This window comes from Amycolatopsis sp. NPDC005961 (genome assembly GCF_040629235.1).
Classification (GTDB): domain Bacteria; phylum Actinomycetota; class Actinomycetes; order Mycobacteriales; family Pseudonocardiaceae; genus Amycolatopsis; species Amycolatopsis camponoti.
In genome coordinates this window covers 1-16,941 of sequence record NZ_JBEXVF010000039.1, presented here as the reverse complement: position 1 = coordinate 16,941, position 16,941 = coordinate 1, and the positions used below count along the sequence as shown (strand labels likewise).

The following is a 16,941-nucleotide window of genomic DNA, read 5'->3' as shown; positions in this document are numbered from 1 at the left end:
CGATGACCGTCAACACCGCCCTGGCCGCCGTCCTCGACCGTCCCGAACGCGAAGGACACGAAGTGCTCGCCGCCTTGGCCGACCACGGCGCGTACGTTCCGGTCACCGCGGACGGCAACGTCGTGTTCATCAAGGCCGAGGACGGCAGCCCCGCGCTGCCGGGCTACGTCAGCGAAGAGTTTTGCGCACAACATCTGCCTTCGGCCGGGGGCGCCGTGCACTGCGACGTGCTGCGGCTGCTCGACATCGCCGAGCAGACCGGGGTGGCGGACATCGTGGTGTTCTCCCCCGGCGGCTGGGCGCGGGTGCCGGCGCCGCTGCTGAAGCGGACGCTGGCCGAGCGTGGCGTGCGAGGCGAAGGTCAGCCGATGAAGCTCAGCTGGTCGCAGCACCCCGCGGCAGTCGCGATGCGGGACGCCGCGGTGCAGCGGATCCGGGAGTTCCCGGCCGTCCGCACGGTGTGGGTCTCGCAGGCGCGGTGGCTCGACACCGGGGTGGAGCACCTGATGGTGCACATGGCCGTCGACGAAGAGCTGCCGTCGGAGTCGGCGGGGCAGCTGATGGAGGCCATGCTCGGTGGGGGCGCGGACCGCCCCCAGGTGGGCATGCTCGCGCTCAACACGACGACGCACGCGGCCACGATCACCGAGCTGGCCGGGATGGGCCTGGACACGGTCCGGGCCGACCCCGCCACCGGCCGCGTCGACGTCCTCTCCCGCGAGTACGACTAGCGCAGGTCCGCCCGGCCCTGCGACGGCACGAACGCGCCGCCGCCGAGGGCCGGGTGCGTCGCCGCCGCCGGCACGACTCCGGCCAGCGGCACCGACGCCGACGTCCGGGCCAGGTCCAGCGTCACCCGGCCCGGCTGGGCCGGCCCGCGGATGAAGCTGCCGTCCGTGCCCCCGATGATCAACGCCAGCGCGTGCCCCTTCGGCACGATGTGGTCCGTGGACGCCAGATCGAACGTCATCGTGTAAGCCGTACCCGGCGTCAGCGGCCGTTCCTGCGAAAGCGACGCGTAGTTCGCCAGGTCCGCCCAGCCGCGGCTCAAGATCGTGTAGTTCACCTTCTTCACGTCCGCCGACGCGATCCGGTAGCAAGCGTCGTCGCCCGTGGTGGACGAGCCCCAGCAGTTCTCCGTCGTCCCCGTCTTGATCCCCTCGCCGCTGCCGGCGAAGTTGCGGATCGTCGCCGGGCCGAGGTCCACCAGCAGCGCCGAAAGCCGGGCCGATGCCGTGCTGGGCGTAGCCGTCACGGTCACCGCGGACGTCCCCGAAACCTGCAGGTCCGTCTTGAGGGTTCCGGTCGAGTAGGTCAGCGCCGCGCTGCCCGGGTTCGTCACCCAGGTGTCTTCGCCGAGGTTCGGGTTGTCGGTGAACGACGCCGTGCCGGACGCCGCCGCGGTGCCGAGCGAGCCGCCGGTGTGCGGGCGCAACGTCGTGGCCACCGCGTTCGCCGCCGGGTACGCGCTCTGGTCCACCCACTGGTCCGGCTGCCGCTCGACGCTCGCCTGCGGCCCGTTCTGGACGCCGTTGTCGACGCCCAGCAGGTAGTGGTCGAACCAGCGGTGCAGCAGGTCCACCCAGCCGTCGCGCCGGTAGTCGAACGGGTCGACGTGCCCGGTCTGCGACAGCCAGATCTTCTTCTCGACGTTCAACCCGCTCCACCACTGTCCGAAGTGGATCGTCTTGACGTTGAGATCGTTGACGCCGTGGGAAAGCAGCACGCTGGCCCGCACGTTGCCCGCGTGGGTGACGTAGTCGCGGTCCGCCCAAAGCGGCCCGTAGTCGCCGTCGGCGGTCGCGCCCTGCTTGAGCACCTGGTTCTGGGCCGCGCAGTTCTGGCCGCTGTTGCGTGCCTCGACGGTCTGCGCCAGCCCGTCCGGGTTGAAGCCGAAGGTCGCGCCGTCGGAGCGGTAGTAGTCGTACCAGGAGCTGATTGCCGAGATCGGCACGATCGTCTTCAGGCCCGCGACGCCGGTCGCCGCGACGCCGTTGGCGATCGTGCCGTCGTAGGACTTCCCGATCATGCCGACGTTCCCGGTGCTCCAGCCCGCGGTCACCGCGCTGCCGCCGGTCTTCGCGCTGTACCCCGTCGCCCGCCCGTTCAGCCAGTCGACGACCTTGCGCGCCGAGTCGACGTCCGAAGCGCCACCGACGTCCGCGCAGCCGGCCGAGCGGTTCGTCCCGGCCAGGTCGACGAGCACCACGGCGTACCCGCGCGGCACGAAGTAGTTGTCGTAGAACAGCGGGAACTTCACCGGCTTGCCGGCGCTGTCGTACGACTTGAGCTCACTTTCGTTGCCGCGTCCGCAGCACGAGTAGTACGGGCTGGCGTCCATGATCACCGGAACGGGTGACGTCGCCTCGCTCGGGCGGACGATGTCGGCGGCGACGCGGTCGGGCTTGCCGTCGCCGTCGCCGTCGTGGCCGATGTCGACCCAGACGGTCTCGCGGACCGCCTTCGCGTAGTCGTAGACCGGCTCACTCGCCCGGGGCGCCGCGTGGGCCACCCCGGGGAGGAACGCGGTGAAGAGGATGGTCGCGAGAACTCCGCCTGCCAGACGCGATCGCATGGCTCCACGCTGGCAGCGGCGGAATGTTCGCGCCACGGCGGAAAGTCGGGACTGTGCCGACCGGGGCCGGGGGCTTCGCCACCCGGACCCCGAAAGGCGGCGTCAGAGCTCGACGGCGCGGTAGAGCGAGCCGACCTCGCCCTTGGTCAGCCGCCGGATCGAGCCGACGCGCTGGTTGCCGAGCTGGACGTCGCCGATCGCGGTGCGGACCAGCTTGAGCACCGGGTGCCCGGCGTCCTTGAGCAGGCGGCGCACGATGTGCTTCTTGCCCTCGTGGATGACCAGCTCGACCAGCGACTTGCCGGAGTGCATGTCCTTGACCCGGAACTGGTCGACCTTGACGATGCCGTCCGGCAGCTCCCAGCCGTTGCGCAGCTCCTTGCCGAGCCCGCGCGGCACGAGACCGTCGACCTCGGCGAGGTAGGTCTTGAGCACCTGGTAGGACGGGTGCATCAGCCGGTGCCCGAGGTCGCCGTCGTTGGTGAGCAGCAGCAGGCCCTCGGTGTTCTCGTCGAGCCGGCCGACGTGCACGACGCCGGGCGTCTCCTCGTAGCGGCCCATCAGGTACTCGCCGACGCACGGGCGGCCGCGGTCGTCCGACATCGTCGAGTGCACGCCCTTGGGCTTGTTCAGGGCGAGGTAGATCAGGTCGTCGCGCAGGTTCACGCGGGTGCCGTCGACGTGGATGATCGCCTCGTCCGGGTGCACCCGGCGGCCCAGCTCGGTGACGACCTGGCCGTCCACCTCGACCCGGCCGGCCGCGATCAGGTCCTCCGCCGCCCGCCGGGAGGCGACCCCGGCTTGCGACAGCACCTTCTGCAGGCGGATGCCGTCGGGGTGTTCACTGGATGTCATCGATGGTGTCCACTTCGGGTAGCAACGGAGCGATGGCCGGCAGGTCGTTCAGTGACGACAGCCCCAGTCGCTCCAGGAACAGCTCGGTCGTCACGTACAGCGTGCCGGTCGTCTCGGGGTCGGTCCCCATCTCTTCGATGAGGCCGCGCGCGAGCAGCGTCCGGATCACGCCGTCCACGTTCACGCCGCGCACCGCGGCGACCCTGGCACGGGTCACCGGCTGCCGGTACGCGATCACGGCGAGGCTCTCGAGCGCGGCCCGGGTCAGCTTCGACCGCTGGCCGTCCAGCAGGAGCTTCTCCACGAACGGGGCATAGACGTCTCTAGTGTAGAACCGCCACCCTTCACCGACGCGCCGCAGGTCGATCCCGGAGGCGCGGTCGGTGAACTTCTGCGCCATGGTGCGGAGGGCGACGACGATCCTGGCCTTGGGTTGGCCGACGGTATCGGCGAGCAGTTCCTCGCTGGCGGGCGAGTCGACGACGAGGAGAAGCGCTTCGAGGGCGGCTTCGAGGGTCTCGTCGGACGTGACGTCGGGGAGGGAGTCGACGTCACCCGCGGCGACGAGGTCGGACTCGGGGTCGTCAGCGCCCGGGTCGGCTTCAGGCTCAGGTTCAGTCGCTTCCGCGGCTACAGCGGCGGAAGTGTCTTCAGTGACTGTAACCGGCGCCCCGACCGAAGCCTCCCCAGCAAGACCACGCTCGCCAGGCTCGACATCAGTCACCTCAGTCAGGTCCGCAGCTACAGCGGCAGAAGTTTCTTCAGTGACTGTAAGCGGCGACTCGGCTGAACCCTCCGCAGCAAGGCCACCCTCGCCAGGCTCGACTTCAGTCGCTTCAGCCACGTCCGCAGGTACAGCGGCAGAAGTCTCTTCAGTGACTGTAACCGGCGCCCCGGCGGAAGCCTCCGCGGCGACACCACCCTCGGCGGGCGCGGCTTCAGTCACACCCTCAACAACACCGGCAGAACTATCTTCAGTGACTGAATCCAGTACCGGCGCAGAATCGGCGGGCTCGGCGGAATCCGCCCCGTCCACGGCCACCTCGACCAGCGGCTCCACCGGCTCACCATCGTCCGTCACCGGCTCGCCGGAGAGCGCCTCGTCCAGCGCCAGTTCCGCCGCGCCCTCGACGTCGTCCGCCGCCGGCAAAGCCGGCTCGGCCGGCACCGCCGGCGCCTCGGCCGGCTCGTTGTCTTCGGGGCTCACCCGTACTCCTCTTCGTCTCCGGCGGTCCGGTCCAGCTCGGCCGCCGCGGAGGCGTCGGCCATCGAGCCGCCCGTCCAGCGGACGTGCAGCTCCGCCAGCGCCTCCGACTGCTCGAACTGGACCGTCGCCTCGCGGTAGAGCTCCAGCAGCGCCAGGAAGCGCGCCACGATCTCGACCGTGTGCTCGCAGTCGTCCACCAGCTCGCCGAACGTCGCCTCGCCCGCCGCGGCCAGCTTGACCCGCAGCAGCGCCGCGTGCTCGCGGACCGACACGCGGCCCATGTGGATGTGGGCGATCGACACCGTCGGCGGGGGCTTGGGCCGGAACACCGCCACCGCGATGTCGGCGAACTTCGCCGGCGTCACGCCCAGCATCACCTCGGGCAGCAGCCCGATGAACCGCTCCTCCAGCGCCACCGACCGCGGGTAGCGCCGCAGCGCGTTCTGCTCCAGCTCGCCGAACAGCGCCGCCACCTGCTTGTACGCGCGGTACTGCAGGATCCGCGCGAACAGCAGGTCGCGGGCTTCGAGCAGCGCCAGGTCGTCTTCGCTCTCCACCTCGGCCGAAGGCAGCAGACGCGCCGCTTTCAAGTCCAGGAGCGTCGCCGCGATGACCAGGAACTCCGTCGTCTCGTCGAGGTTCCATTCGGTGCCCAGCGCGCGCGTGTACGCGATGAAGTCGTCGGTGACCCGGTGCAGCGCCACCTCGGTGACGTCGAGCTGGTGCTGCGAGATCAGCTGCAGCAGCAGGTCGAACGGCCCCTCGAAGTTGGCCAGCCGCACCTTGAACTTCGACGTGCTCAGCTCTTCGGTGTTGACGCCTTCGGGGATCATCCCGCCGTGCACCGTCTGGTGCTCTTCGGGGACCTGTTCCTCCGGAGCCGATGCCGGGGCCGGTTCCGGCTCGTCCATCAGCCCTCGGTTTCGCCGCCGTCTGAGCCGACCACCCGCAGCCGCTGCACCAGCACCGACTCCTCGCCGTTCTGGTCGAAGTCGGCCAGCAGCACCGCGACCGCTTCGCGGACCAGCCGGCCGCGGTCGACGACCAGGTCGTGCTTCGCGCGCAGCGTCAGCCGGGCCTGCTCCATGGCGACGAGCTCGTCGCCGGAGACGTACACGGTGATCTTCGCGTCGTGCTTGGTCCGGCCCGACCCGTGCGGGGCCACGCCGCGAGCGAGCTGCTCCGACCGGCCGTTGCCGGCGGGCTTGGCCTTTTCGACGGGTTCGGGCGCCGCCTGGGGCGGAAGGTCGAGAGCGGGGCTGGAGGTGATGCGGAAGAGTTCCGACGCTCCGGGCAGGGAAGCACGCCTGCTCACCGAGCGATCACCTCGCGGGCCAGCTGGCGGTACGCCGCGGCGCCGGCCGACTTGGGCGCCCAGGTCGTGATCGGCTCACCCGCGACCGTCGTCTCGGGGAACCGCACGGTGCGGTTGATGACCGTGTCGAACACGGTCTCGCCGAATGCCTCCACCACGCGAGCCATGACCTCCTTCGAGTGCAGGGTTCTCGGGTCGTACATGGTGGCGAGAATCCCGACTATGTCCAGTTTGGGGTTGAGGCGTTCCTGCACCTTCTCGATCGTGTCGATCAGGAGCGCGACGCCTCGCAGACTGAAGAACTCGCACTCGAGCGGGATGATCACGCCGTCCGCGGCAGTCAGCGCGTTCACCGTGAGCAAGCCGAGTGAGGGCTGGCAGTCGACAAGAACATAGTCGTAGTCGTTCATGACCGGACGAAGGACCCGTAACAACGTGTGTTCGCGCCCTACCTCAGCGACGAGCTGGACCTCCGCCGCGGACAGGTCGATGTTGCTCGGCAGCAGGTCAACGCCGTCCACGCGGGTTTTCATCAGCACGTCGGTGGCGCTGACCGACCGCTCCATGATGGCGTTGTAGACCGTCTGGTCCAGTTCGTGCGGCTGGATGCCCAGACCGACGGCGAGCGCGCCCTGGGGGTCGAAGTCGACGAGCAGCACCTTGCGGCCGTACTCGGCGAGGGCGGCACCCAGGTTGATGGTCGACGTCGTCTTGCCGACGCCGCCCTTCTGGTTGCACATCGCCATGATCTTCGCCGGGCCGTGCTTGTCCAGCGGCGCCGGATCGGCGTGCTCGCGGATCGGGCGGCCGGTCGGCCCGATACCCTCGAGCTTGACCTTCTTGCCGTTGCGCTCGTGCGGTTCGTCGCCGTCGTGGACCGCCGGGGTCGCGATCTTGACGTCGCTGAGGTTCGCCGCCGCCGACCCGGCGGACTCGGCCGCGTGGGCCGGCTGGTTCGGTGTCGACATGGCGAGAAGACTCCTTGTTCGTCGCGTCCGACGCAGCCTATGCGCGGAGCCGGAGCCCCGGCAAAGCAACGCGCCGGACTCGACGGGGCAATGTCACTCGACCGTCGGTGCAGCGTACGAAGGCCCTTCGCCCGCTACGGGGCCATCTAGCCCAACGCCCGCGGGTGCGCCGTCGCGTACACCTCGCGCAGGGTGTTGACCGTGACCAGCGTGTACACCTGGGTCGTCGTCACCGAGGCGTGGCCGAGCAGTTCCTGGACGACCCGGACGTCCGCGCCGCCCTCGAGCAGGTGCGTGGCGAAGGAGTGGCGGAGGGTGTGCGGCGAGACCGCGGCGGTGATCCCCGCCCGTTCGGCGGTGTCCTTGAGGACCTGCCACGCGCTCTGGCGCGAAAGCCGGCTGCCGCGGGCGTTGAGGAACAGCGCCGCGGTGCCGCGGCCGTGGGCGGCGAGCGCCGGGCGGGCACGGACCGTGTAGGCGTTCAGCGCGGCGAGCGCGGGGCGGCCGATCGGGACGAGCCGCTGCTTGCCGCCCTTGCCGTCGAGCAGGACGGTGCGTTCGACCTCGTCGACGTCGTCGATGTCCAGGCCGACGGCTTCGGAGATCCGGGCGCCGGTCGAGTAGAGCACCTCCAGCAGCGCCCGGTCCCGCAGCGGGCGTTCGCCGTCCGGCGGCGGGGTCTCGAGCAACCGCAGGACGTCGTCGACCGGCAACGCCTTGGGCAGCCGCTTCGCGGGCGTCGGCGGCCGGACCTCGCGGGCCGGGTTGTGCTCGGTGAGGCCTTCGGCGTGGGCGAACTTGTGCAGCCCGCGCGCGGCGACCAGCGCTCGCGCGGCCGACGACGCGGCCAGCGGCCGGTGCTCGCCGTCGCCCTCGCGCAGAGCGGCGCCGAACGACGTGACGTGCGCGGACGTGACGTCGGCGATCTTGCCGACGCCCATGCCGTCCAGGTGCGCGGCGTACCGGCGCAGGTCACGGGCGTAGCTGTCCAGCGTGTTGCGCGCGGTCCCGCGTTCGACGACCAGGTGGTCGAGGTACGCGGCGATCACGCCGTCCGTGCTGTGCGGGCTGGAGGCCACGCGGGACACCTTAGGCCGTGCGGGCACCGTGACCCGGGAGAAACCCCGTTCTCAGCTTGGCGCGGTTACCTTGGATTCATGGAGTCGGACCAGCTCCGCATCGGCACGGCCGAACGGGAAGAGGCGGCGAGGCTGCTCGCCGACCACTTCGGCATGGGCCGCATCACCCCGGACGAGTACGAGACGCGGGTGACGGACGCCTACGCGGCGACGACCCTCGGCGACCTGCGGCCGCTGTTCCAGGACCTGCCCCAGCCGCACCCGGGGTTCTTCGGGCCGCCGCCGGTGTACGCGCAGACGACGATGCAGCTGCCGGCGTACGGGCCCCCGATCGACCCGTACGCGCCGCCGCCGGCCCCGATGCCGTACGCGCCGGTCCCGTACTCCTACCGGTCCAAGACCGTGGCCGGGGTGCTGCAGATCGTGCTGCCGTTCGGCGTGGGGCGGTTCTACACCGGCCAGGTCGGGCTCGGGCTGCTCCAGCTGCTCGTCGTCATGCTGACCGGGGTCGGCGTGATCTGGCCGATCATCGACGGCATCACGCTCCTGAAGGACGGCGGCCTGGACGCCCAGGGCCGCCCGCTGCGCCCCTGAACCGAGGCGCAGCGGACTTCCTCAGGCTTCCTTGCGCTTGGCGAACGCCGTCGGGCGGTCCTCCCACGGGGCGTCCGCCGGGCGAGCCGGAGCCCCTCCGGTGACCACCGCGTGCGCGGCGAGCACGCCGGACACCGTGGCGCCGTTGATCAGCTCGCCCGCCAGGGCCATCCGGACGGCTTCGGCGAGCGGGAACTTGCGGATGACCAGGTCCGCCTCCTCCTCGCCGAGCACCTCACGGTCCACATCGGACAGTCCGCGGGCCAGGAAGATCCGCACGACCTCGTCGGTGAAGCCGGGCGACGCCGCGACGTCGACCAGCGTCACCCAGTCCGCCGCCGCCAGGCCGACCTCCTCGACCAGCTCGCGCTTGGCCGTCCCGACCGGGTCCTCGCCGAGGTGGTCGATCAAGCCCGCCGGCAGCTCCCACAGCCGGTGCCCGATCGGGTGCCGGTACTGGTGGATCAGCGTGACCTGCTGCTCGTCGTCCAGCGCGACGATCGCGACCGCGCCGAGGTGCTCGATCACCTCACGGACCGCGGTGTCCCCACCCGGCATCACGACGTCGTCGATCCGCAGGCCGACGACCCGTCCGATGTGGACGTCCCGGCTGGACGCGACGGTGAACTCGTGCTCGCCCGGCGCGGTCACCGGGCCGCCACGGGGGCCTCGGGCAGCTCGACCGGCAGCCGCTCGGCGACCTTGCGGTCGACGACGGCCTTGACGAACGCGCTGAACAGCGGGTGCGGCCGGGTCGGGCGGCTCTTGAGCTCGGGGTGCGCCTGGGTGCCGACGAAGAACGGGTGCTTGTCGGCCGGCAGCTCGACGAACTCGACCAGGCGGTCGTCCGGCGACGTGCCGGAGAACACCAAGCCCGCGTCGGAGAGCTGCTTGCGGTAGGCGTTGTTCACCTCGTAGCGGTGGCGGTGCCGCTCGGACACCTCGGTGGTGCCGTACGCCTTGGCGACCTGCGAACCCGGCTTGAGCTTCGCCGGGTAGGCGCCCAGGCGCATGGTGCCGCCCATGTCCCGCTCCCCCGCGACGACGTCGCGCTGGTCGGCCATCGTCGAGATCACCGGGTGCTTGGTGTTCTCGTCGAACTCCGACGACCCGGCGTCGACGATCCCGGCCAGGTGCCGGGCACCCTCGATGACCATGCACTGCAGGCCGAGGCACAGGCCGAGCAGCGGCACGCCGCGGGTGCGGGCGTACTCGATCGCGCCGACCTTGCCCTCGATGCCGCGGATGCCGAACCCGCCCGGGATCAGCACACCGTCCACATCGGACAGCACCGACGCCGCGCCGGACGCGGTCTGCGCGTCGTCCGACGCGACCCAGACGATCTCCACCTTGGCGCGGTGGGCGAACCCGCCCGCACGCAGGGCCTCGGTGACCGACAGGTAGGCGTCCGGCAGGTCGATGTACTTCCCGACGACGGCGATCCGCACGACCTCGCTCGGGTTGTGCACCCGGTCGAGCAGGTCACCCCACACCGTCCAGTCGACGTCGCGGAACGGCAGCCCGAGGCGGCGGACGACGTAGGCGTCGAGCGCCTCGCGGTGCAGCACCTTCGGGATGTCGTAGATCGACCGCGCGTCGGGGCAGGCGATGACGGCCTCGTTGTCGACGTCGCACATCAGGCCGATCTTGCGCTTGAGGTCCTCCGGGATCTCCCGGTCGGCCCGGCAGACCAGCGCGTCCGGCTGGATGCCGATGTTGCGCAGCGCGGCGACCGAGTGCTGGGTCGGCTTCGTCTTGAGCTCGCCCGACGGCGCCAGGTACGGCACCAGCGAGACGTGCAGGAAGAAGCAGTGGTCGCGGCCGACGTCGTGGCGGACCTGGCGGCAGGCCTCCAGGAACGGCAGCGACTCGATGTCGCCGACCGTGCCGCCGACCTCGGTGATGACGACGTCCGGCGTCTGGCCGTTCTCGTCGGGTTCGGCGGCCGCGGTGATCCGGGACTTGATCTCGTCGGTGATGTGCGGAATGACCTGGACGGTGTCGCCGAGGTACTCGCCGCGGCGCTCCTTGGCGATCACCTCGGAGTAGACCTGGCCGGTCGTGACGTTGGCCTTGCCGTCGAGGTCGCGGTCGAGGAAGCGCTCGTAGTGCCCGATGTCGAGGTCGGTCTCCGCACCGTCGTCGGTGACGAACACCTCACCGTGCTGGAACGGGTTCATCGTCCCGGGGTCGACGTTGAGGTACGGATCGAGCTTCTGCATCGTGACGCGAAGCCCGCGCGCGGTAAGGAGTTGTCCCAGGCTGGAAGCCGTGAGTCCTTTACCCAGAGAGGAGGCGACGCCTCCGGTGACAAAAACGTACTTGGTAGCCCGTGACTGAAGTCCCACGGGCCGCCAGCATATCCGAAGACCGTGGAACCGCGCGCCGGGACATGCCGGAACTCTCTTTTGTGCGGTTGACCACCCGACGGGGTGACCTACGCGGCGGCCTTCGCGAGCCGCAGCCGCGGCCGTCCGGTCAGCGCCTGGCTGCCCGGCAGCCGCCGCAGCACCTCGACCATCACGATCGTCAGGGCGATCGTGGCGAAGTAGATGATCACGCTCAGCCAGGGCGCCCCGAAGCGCTCGGCCACGTGCGGGATCAGCGGCCCGAGGAACGCCAGCGCGAGCGGGTGGACCAGGAAGATGCTGAACGACCGGTTCGCCGCCCAGGAGACGAGCCGGGCCCCGCCACTGCCTTCGCGACGGCGACCCGACCACCACGTGCTGAACGCGTAGATCGCCGCGATGACCGCGAGGAACCACGGGATCAGGTACGGCTGGAACGGGTCGCTGGCCACCTGCGGGAACGTTCCACTGTGGACGGTCCGGAGGTAGTACCACTCGGTGCCCGCCAGCACCGCCACGAGGGCGCCGCCGAGCAGCAGCCGGTGCCGGCCGACCCAGGCGTGCACGGCCTCGAAGTGCATGGCCACCACGGCCCCGAACAGCGTGTAGAACTGGTACGGCAGCACGGTGGCGTACAGGTGGGTGATCGTCTCGTAGCCGACGCCGAACGGCTGGTACGTCATGAACAGCGTCACGCCGGCCTGCAGCACGCCACTGCCGAGCAGCAGCCACTTGTGCTTGCCCTCGGTCGCCCGCAGCAGCTTCATGATCCACGGGAACAGCAGGTACACCTGCATCGTCACGAGCAGGAAGTACAGGTGGTACCAGGCGCCGCCGGTGACGAGGTCCTTGAGCAGCAGGCGCATCGACGCCTCCAGCGAGTCCGGCTGCTGCGTGCCGGTGACCAGCGAAAACGCCCAGAAGAACATCGACCACGCCAGGTACGGCGTCGCGACCAGCGGGAGCCGCTTGCGCCAGAAGTCGGACGGCGCGATCTCGCGGCCGCGGTTCTGGAACACCAGCACGAATCCGGTCAGCGCGAAGAACGCCTCCCGCGTGAAGTGCAGCGGCGTCTCGACGGCGTTGGCGCCGACGTCCTGCGCGAAGTTCGTGGCGCCGACCACGTGGATGAGGATCACGCACGCGAAGGTGACCAGCCGGAACAGGTCGACCTGGTGCAGGTACGGCGCTTTTCCACCCGGTCTCGCGATCCGGGAGGGCGCTTCGAGAGTGGCCTGGGCAGTCGTCATCGTGCCGCCGTTCCGGCACCGTCGTCGGCGTGGTTCACGTTGTCAGACTTGCCACCCATTCTGTGAATTTCCCATGAAGGCACTGGGAAGCGCCTGTTGGCCGGGGCCCATCGGGCTGTGGAATATGCCACTCCCGCTCACGGAGCGAAGACCCGCCGATCATGTTAATACGTAAGCTCTCCGGTACCGAGCGTGACCTTCGTCATCTCGCCGTGATCAGCGGAAAACATCCCGCTCGACCTCCTCGCGGACCGCCGCGAGCGCGTCGCGCAGTTCGGCGTGTCCCACCGAACCGAGCGCCAGCCGGAGCGCCTGCGGCACGGCCGGCGTCGTCGCGAACGGCTCGGCTGTGGCCACCGCGACGCGCCGCCGGGCGAGCGCCGCCACGATCCGGTCCGGCCGGGAGTCGCGGGCGAGCGGCAGCCACCGGAAGTACGACGACGGGTGCCCGATCCACGGAAGCCCGGCCAGCACTTCCGAAGCGAGTGCCTGACGCCCTCGCGCGTCGTCGCGCTTGCGGGCCTCCAAGCGTTCGACGGTACCGTCGTCGAGCCACCGGCGCGCGATGGCCGCGGTCAGGGCGGGCGTGTTCCACGTCGTCGCCCGGATCGCGCTCTCGAGCGCCGGCACCAGCTCGGGCGGTGCGACAGCGAACCCGACGCGCAACCCGGTCGCGACGCTCTTCGACAGCCCCGAAACGTAGACGGTGGTCTCCGGCGCGAGCACCGCCAGCGGCGGTGGTGCGTCCTTGGCCAGGTAGGCGTACGACGCGTCTTCGATGATCGTCACGCCGTGCTGCCGGGCGATCTCCACGAGCCGCGTGCGCTGCCCGGCGGAGAGCACCCAGCCCAGCGGGTTGTGCAGGGTCGGCATCGCGTACACCGCGCGCACCCGGCGCCGGCGGCACAGCCGGTCGAGCGCGTCGAGGTCAGGCCCCTCGTCGGTCACCGGCAGCGGCGCGAGGTCGAGCCCGAGCGTGCGCGCGAGCACCCGGAAGCCGGGATAGGTGAGGGCGTCCACCGCGACGACGTCGCCCGGGCTCAGCAGCGCCATCGCCGTCACCGCCAGGCCGTGCTGGGCGCCGTCGACGATCAGCACGCGTTCGCGGCCGACGTCGAGCCCGCGCCGGCGCAGGTGGCGGGCGACGGCGGCCCGGTCCTCGGCGCGTCCGCGGTGGGGCTGGTAGCGCAGGAGCGCGTCGAGGTCGCCGGCCGTGGCGAGGTCCCGCAGCGCCTCCCGCAGCAGGTCGGCCTGACCGGGCACGGCCGGGGAGTTGAAGCTGAGGTCGACGGCGTCCGCGGCGACCGCACGCTCGTCGGCGCCCTCACCGGCGGCGAGGTCCCGGACGAACGTGCCCCGCCCCTGCTCGCCGCTGACCAGCCCCATCGCTTCGAGCTCGGCGTACACCCGGGACGCCGTCACGACGGCGATGCCCTCGTCGGCGGCCAGCCGCCGGTGCGTGGGCAGCCGCGTCCCGGCCGGCCACTGCCCGCCGCGGATCTTCGCCGCGAACGCGTCGACGACGGTCTTGTACTTCGGCACCCGCACACCGCGATTGTAGGCAGGACAATTTGTGGACTGTCCTGGATCGGCCGTCCTAGCGTGCGGTTATGCACACCGCGATCCTGACCTTCGACGGCTACAACGAACTCGACTCGCTCATCGCCCTCGGCGTCCTGAACCGGCTGCCCGGTTCGCGGGTGTCGATCGCGAGCCCCACCCCGCGGGTGACGTCGATGAACGGCGTCACGATCGACGCGGCGATCGGGCTCGAGGAGGCCTGCACGGCCGACGCCGTGATCATCGGCAGCGGCGCGAAGACCCGCGAGGTCGTCGAGGACCCGGCGATCATGGACGTGCTGCGCGGGCTCGACCCGGCCCGGCAGCTCCTGGGCGCCCAGTGCTCCGGCACGCTCGTCCTGGCGAAGCTCGGGCTGCTCGCCGATGTACCCGCCTGCACCGACCTGACGACGAAGCCGTGGGTCCTCGCGGCCGGCGTCGAGGTGTTGAACCAGCCCTTCTTTGCCCGCGGCCCGCTCGCCACCGCGGGCGGCTGCCTGGCCTCGACGTACCTCGCCACCTGGGTCCTCGCCCGGCTGCACGGCCTCGAAGCCGCCGAGCACGCGATGCACTACGTCGCGCCGGTCGGCGAGAAGGACGAGTACGTCGAGCGCGCCCTGCGGAACGTGACGCCCTACCTCGAGCCGGCCGCGATCTCCGCCTGATCCGGCTCGTCACCGAAGAGGGACTTCAGCGTCACCTCGCGGTTGACCCGCACGTGCTCGACGGCTTCGGCGTGCGCGCGGTCGGCGTCCCCCGACGCGATCGCCTCGTAGAGCCGGCGGTGCTCGTCGAGCAGTTCGGTCCAGTGCTCGTTCTGGCTCGTGAGCCAGCGGAGCCTGCCCTGCAGGGGCTGCAGCATCGTGGTGAGCAGGGCGTTGCCCGCGATGGCGACGATCTCGTCGTGGAAGCGCGAGTTGAGCACGGTGATCCGGGCCGCGTCGCCGCGGGCCGTCGCGCGGGCCGAGTCGGCGAGCATCCGCTCCAGCCGCTTCAGCTCGGCCGCGCCCGCCCGTCCGGCGGCGCGCCCCGCCGCGAGTCCTTCGAGGGCCTCGCGGACGTCGAACAGCTCTTCGACGTCGACGCGCGCGAGCTGCCGGACGACGATCCGGCGGGCCGACTGCTCGACGAGGAAGCCTTCGGCCTCGAGGCTGCGGATGGCCTCGCGAACCGGCACCCTGGACACGCCGAGGTCCTCGGCCAGCTCGCGCTCGACCAGCCGGTCGCCGGGGCGGAGGCGGCCGGTCAAGATCCGTTCGCGCAGCTCGTCGCGCACCCGCTGGCGGGTGGCCGCGAGGGGCTGCCGCTCGCTCGCCGTCGTCACCGGTCCCCTCTCCTCAACACGCTCGTAACAAGAGTTTACGGGCCGGAGGGTTGACGACGGCGGACATCGGGGTGATATTTGGGATGCCAAATTTTGGTATCCCAAATCGCCGTCGCAGCACGTCGATCGGAGGCCTCTCTTGACCGCCGCCCCGCTCACCGATTCCCAGCAGGAAACGAGCCCATCGCCGGATCCTCGGCTCTGGAACGAAGACCTCGCCCCGGCGAAGGATCGCCGCTGGAAGGTCTACGACATCTTCGCGCTGTGGATGTCGGACGTGCACAACCTCGGCAACTACACCTTCGCGGCCGGGCTGTTCGTGCTCGGCCTGTCGGCCTGGCAGGTGTTCACCGCCCTGCTGTTCGGCTTCGTCATCATCTACGTCGGCATGAACCTGATGGGCCGGATCGGCCAGCGCACCGGCGTCCCGTTCCCGGTCGTCGCGCGGATCAGCTTCGGCACGTTCGGCGCCAACCTGCCCGCGCTGATCCGCGCCGTCATCGCGATCTTCTGGTACGGCATCCAGACCTACCTCGCGAGCGTGGCCATCACGCTGCTCGTGCTCACCATCGACCCCGGCCTGAAACCGTTGACCGAACACGGTTTCCTCGGCCTGCACGCGCTCGGCTGGATCTGCTTCATCGCGCTGTGGGCGGTCCAGGCGCTCATCCTCACCCGCGGCATGGAGTCGATCCGCAAGTTCCAGGACTGGTGCGGCCCGGCGATCTGGGTCGTGATGATCGCGCTCGCGGTGTGGATCCTCGCCGCCGGGCACTGGAACATCTCCTTCACCAGCAGCCCGAAGCAGCTGTCGACGGGCGAGCAGATCCGGCAGTGGTTCGGCGCGGCCGGGCTGATCCTGGCCACCTACGGCACGCTGATGCTCAACTTCTGCGACTTCTCCCGCAACGCCCCGGACCAGAAGACGGTGCGGCGCGGCAACTTCTGGGGCCTGCCGATCAACTCGACGGCGTTCGCGCTGCTGTCGGTCGTCGTCACCGCGGGCAGCATGCAGGTGTTCGGCGAGGCGATCACCGACCCGGCCGAGCTGCTGGCGAAGGTGCACAACACGCCGGTGCTGATCATCGGCGCGCTGACGTTCGCCGTCGCCACCATGGGCGTCAACATCGTCGCGAACTTCGTCTCCCCCGCCTACGACCTGGCCAACATCTGGCCGAAGCGGATCTCGTTCACCGTCGGCGGGATGATCAGCGCGGTCGCCGCGCTGTGCGTGCTGCCGTGGAAGCTGTACTCCTCACCCACCGTGGTCAACTACTTCCTCGGCGGGCTCGGCGCGTTCCTGGGGCCGCTGTTCGGGATCATGATCGTCGACTACTACCTGATCCGGCGCGGCAAGGTCGACGTCGCGCAGCTGTTCGTCGACGGCGGGATCTACCCCCGGGTGAACCCGCGCGCGCTGGTCACGTTCTTCCCGACCGCCGCGCTGGCCGCGGTGATCGCGCTGGTGCCGTTCTTCGCCCCCGCGGCGCCGTACTCGTGGTTCATCGGCACGGCGTCGTCCGCGGCCCTGTACTTCGCGGTCTCGAGGAAGCACCGATGAGGATCGTCGTCACCAACTGCAACACCACCCAGGCGATGACGAAGGAGATCGAAGCCGGGGCACGCGCCGCCGCGAGCCCCGGCACCGAGATCCTCGCCCGCACGCCCCGCTGGGGACCGGAGTCCGCGGAGGGCTGGCTCGACAGCTTCCTGTCCGCCGCGGCGGTGCTGGACCTGTTGCGGGGCATGGAAGAACCGTTCGACGCGGTCGTGCACACCGGAGTCCTTCAGCTTCTGCAGCGTGGCGAGGTCGGCAGCGTCGAGTCCCATCCCTTGTGGACGGTCACCCTTGCCCTCCGCGTACGG

The 16,941-nt window shown here is 70.4% G+C and carries 17 protein-coding genes; 5 read left to right on the top strand and 12 right to left on the bottom strand.

The features are described from left to right. Nucleotides 1–2 precede the first annotated feature (2 nt). Nucleotides 3–731, top strand: coding sequence for a hypothetical protein (locus tag ABZ342_RS29710; RefSeq protein ID WP_360479723.1), 729 nt, complete (start codon nt 3–5; stop codon nt 729–731). On the opposite strand, the gene ABZ342_RS29705 is transcribed toward ABZ342_RS29710, so the two are convergent. From ABZ342_RS29705 to xerD, 7 genes are all read right to left on the bottom strand, one after another. Further along, entirely contained in the window at nt 728–2,575 is a 1,848-nt protein-coding gene (locus tag ABZ342_RS29705) for a Xaa-Pro dipeptidyl-peptidase (protein ID WP_360479720.1), read from the bottom strand. The two genes, ABZ342_RS29710 and ABZ342_RS29705, sit on opposite strands and share 4 nt — an antisense overlap. Before the next feature lie 102 nt (nt 2,576–2,677). Then, the gene (locus ABZ342_RS29700) at nt 2,678–3,430 is read right to left on the bottom strand and encodes a pseudouridine synthase (protein ID WP_155546249.1); all 753 of its coding nucleotides are present in this window, start codon (nt 3,428–3,430) and stop codon (nt 2,678–2,680) included. Next, a complete protein-coding gene (gene scpB, locus ABZ342_RS29695; RefSeq protein ID WP_360479868.1) occupies nt 3,417–4,274 on the bottom strand; it encodes an SMC-Scp complex subunit ScpB in 858 nt (285 codons plus the stop codon). Before scpB ends, ABZ342_RS29700 begins: the two co-directional genes overlap by 14 nt. A 359-nt stretch (nt 4,275–4,633) precedes the next feature. Then, on the bottom strand, nt 4,634–5,548 hold the full coding sequence (locus tag ABZ342_RS29690) for a segregation/condensation protein A (protein WP_360479716.1): 915 nt from the start codon (nt 5,546–5,548) through the stop codon (nt 4,634–4,636). After that, nucleotides 5,548–5,952: a cobyrinic acid a,c-diamide synthase gene (locus ABZ342_RS29685; protein ID WP_155546247.1), complete on the bottom strand. Its 405-nt coding sequence runs from the start codon at nt 5,950–5,952 to the stop codon at nt 5,548–5,550. The genes ABZ342_RS29690 and ABZ342_RS29685 overlap by 1 nt, the downstream gene beginning before the upstream one ends. Then, nucleotides 5,949–6,920 carry a ParA family protein gene (locus ABZ342_RS29680; protein ID WP_155546246.1) on the bottom strand — a complete coding sequence of 324 codons (972 nt, stop codon included), beginning with the start codon at nt 6,918–6,920 and terminating at the stop codon, nt 5,949–5,951. The genes ABZ342_RS29685 and ABZ342_RS29680 overlap by 4 nt, the downstream gene beginning before the upstream one ends. 146 nt (nt 6,921–7,066) lie before the next feature. After that, a complete protein-coding gene (gene xerD, locus ABZ342_RS29675) occupies nt 7,067–7,969 on the bottom strand; it encodes a site-specific tyrosine recombinase XerD (protein WP_196425715.1) in 903 nt (300 codons plus the stop codon). Between the two features lie 108 nt (nt 7,970–8,077). Between xerD and ABZ342_RS29670 the strand changes: the two genes are divergently transcribed. Then, the gene (locus tag ABZ342_RS29670) at nt 8,078–8,593 is read left to right on the top strand and encodes a DUF1707 domain-containing protein (protein WP_360479712.1); all 516 of its coding nucleotides are present in this window, start codon (nt 8,078–8,080) and stop codon (nt 8,591–8,593) included. Nucleotides 8,594–8,614: 21 nt separating this feature from the next. On the opposite strand, the gene ABZ342_RS29665 is transcribed toward ABZ342_RS29670, so the two are convergent. From ABZ342_RS29665 to ABZ342_RS29650, 4 genes are all read right to left on the bottom strand, one after another. Further along, nucleotides 8,615–9,244, bottom strand: coding sequence for an NUDIX hydrolase (locus tag ABZ342_RS29665; RefSeq protein ID WP_155546243.1), 630 nt, complete (start codon nt 9,242–9,244; stop codon nt 8,615–8,617). After that, nucleotides 9,241–10,941 (bottom strand): CTP synthase, encoded by a 1,701-nt coding sequence (locus ABZ342_RS29660; RefSeq protein WP_360479708.1) that lies wholly within the window; start codon nt 10,939–10,941, stop codon nt 9,241–9,243. The genes ABZ342_RS29665 and ABZ342_RS29660 overlap by 4 nt, the downstream gene beginning before the upstream one ends. Nucleotides 10,942–11,030: 89 nt before the next feature. Continuing rightward, nucleotides 11,031–12,191: an acyltransferase gene (locus ABZ342_RS29655; RefSeq protein WP_360479705.1), complete on the bottom strand. Its 1,161-nt coding sequence runs from the start codon at nt 12,189–12,191 to the stop codon at nt 11,031–11,033. A 216-nt stretch (nt 12,192–12,407) separates the two neighbouring features. Then, on the bottom strand, nt 12,408–13,739 hold the full coding sequence (locus tag ABZ342_RS29650) for a PLP-dependent aminotransferase family protein (RefSeq protein WP_360479702.1): 1,332 nt from the start codon (nt 13,737–13,739) through the stop codon (nt 12,408–12,410). 62 nt (nt 13,740–13,801) lie between these two features. Between ABZ342_RS29650 and ABZ342_RS29645 the strand changes: the two genes are divergently transcribed. Continuing rightward, nucleotides 13,802–14,416, top strand: a complete 615-nt coding sequence (locus ABZ342_RS29645; RefSeq protein ID WP_360479699.1) for a DJ-1/PfpI family protein — start codon at nt 13,802–13,804, stop codon at nt 14,414–14,416. Here ABZ342_RS29645 and ABZ342_RS29640 read toward each other — a convergent pair. After that, nucleotides 14,386–15,075, bottom strand: a complete 690-nt coding sequence (locus ABZ342_RS29640) for a GntR family transcriptional regulator (protein WP_155546238.1) — start codon at nt 15,073–15,075, stop codon at nt 14,386–14,388. The genes ABZ342_RS29645 and ABZ342_RS29640 overlap by 31 nt on opposite strands. Nucleotides 15,076–15,214: 139 nt before the next feature. Between ABZ342_RS29640 and ABZ342_RS29635 the strand changes: the two genes are divergently transcribed. Both ABZ342_RS29635 and ABZ342_RS29630 read left to right on the top strand, forming a co-directional pair. After that, nucleotides 15,215–16,636: an NCS1 family nucleobase:cation symporter-1 gene (locus ABZ342_RS29635; RefSeq protein ID WP_360479696.1), complete on the top strand. Its 1,422-nt coding sequence runs from the start codon at nt 15,215–15,217 to the stop codon at nt 16,634–16,636. After that, nucleotides 16,633–16,941 (top strand): aspartate/glutamate racemase family protein (locus tag ABZ342_RS29630; RefSeq protein ID WP_360479693.1); only part of this gene is annotated, 309 nt, incomplete at its 3' end. The genes ABZ342_RS29635 and ABZ342_RS29630, both read left to right, overlap by 4 nt.

What these genes read in the sequence shown, in the direction of transcription:
- ABZ342_RS29710 (WP_360479723.1), top strand. Translation starts at nt 3, where the DNA reads ATGACCGTCAACACCGCCCTGGCCGCCGTCCTCGACCGTCCCGAACGC.
- ABZ342_RS29705 (WP_360479720.1), bottom strand. Translation starts at nt 2,575, where the DNA reads ATGCGATCGCGTCTGGCAGGCGGAGTTCTCGCGACCATCCTCTTCACC.
- ABZ342_RS29700 (WP_155546249.1), bottom strand. Translation starts at nt 3,430, where the DNA reads ATGACATCCAGTGAACACCCCGACGGCATCCGCCTGCAGAAGGTGCTG.
- ABZ342_RS29690 (WP_360479716.1), bottom strand. Translation starts at nt 5,548, where the DNA reads ATGGACGAGCCGGAACCGGCCCCGGCATCGGCTCCGGAGGAACAGGTC.
- ABZ342_RS29680 (WP_155546246.1), bottom strand. Translation starts at nt 6,920, where the DNA reads ATGTCGACACCGAACCAGCCGGCCCACGCGGCCGAGTCCGCCGGGTCG.
- ABZ342_RS29670 (WP_360479712.1), top strand. Translation starts at nt 8,078, where the DNA reads ATGGAGTCGGACCAGCTCCGCATCGGCACGGCCGAACGGGAAGAGGCG.
- ABZ342_RS29655 (WP_360479705.1), bottom strand. Translation starts at nt 12,191, where the DNA reads ATGACGACTGCCCAGGCCACTCTCGAAGCGCCCTCCCGGATCGCGAGA.
- ABZ342_RS29645 (WP_360479699.1), top strand. Translation starts at nt 13,802, where the DNA reads ATGCACACCGCGATCCTGACCTTCGACGGCTACAACGAACTCGACTCG.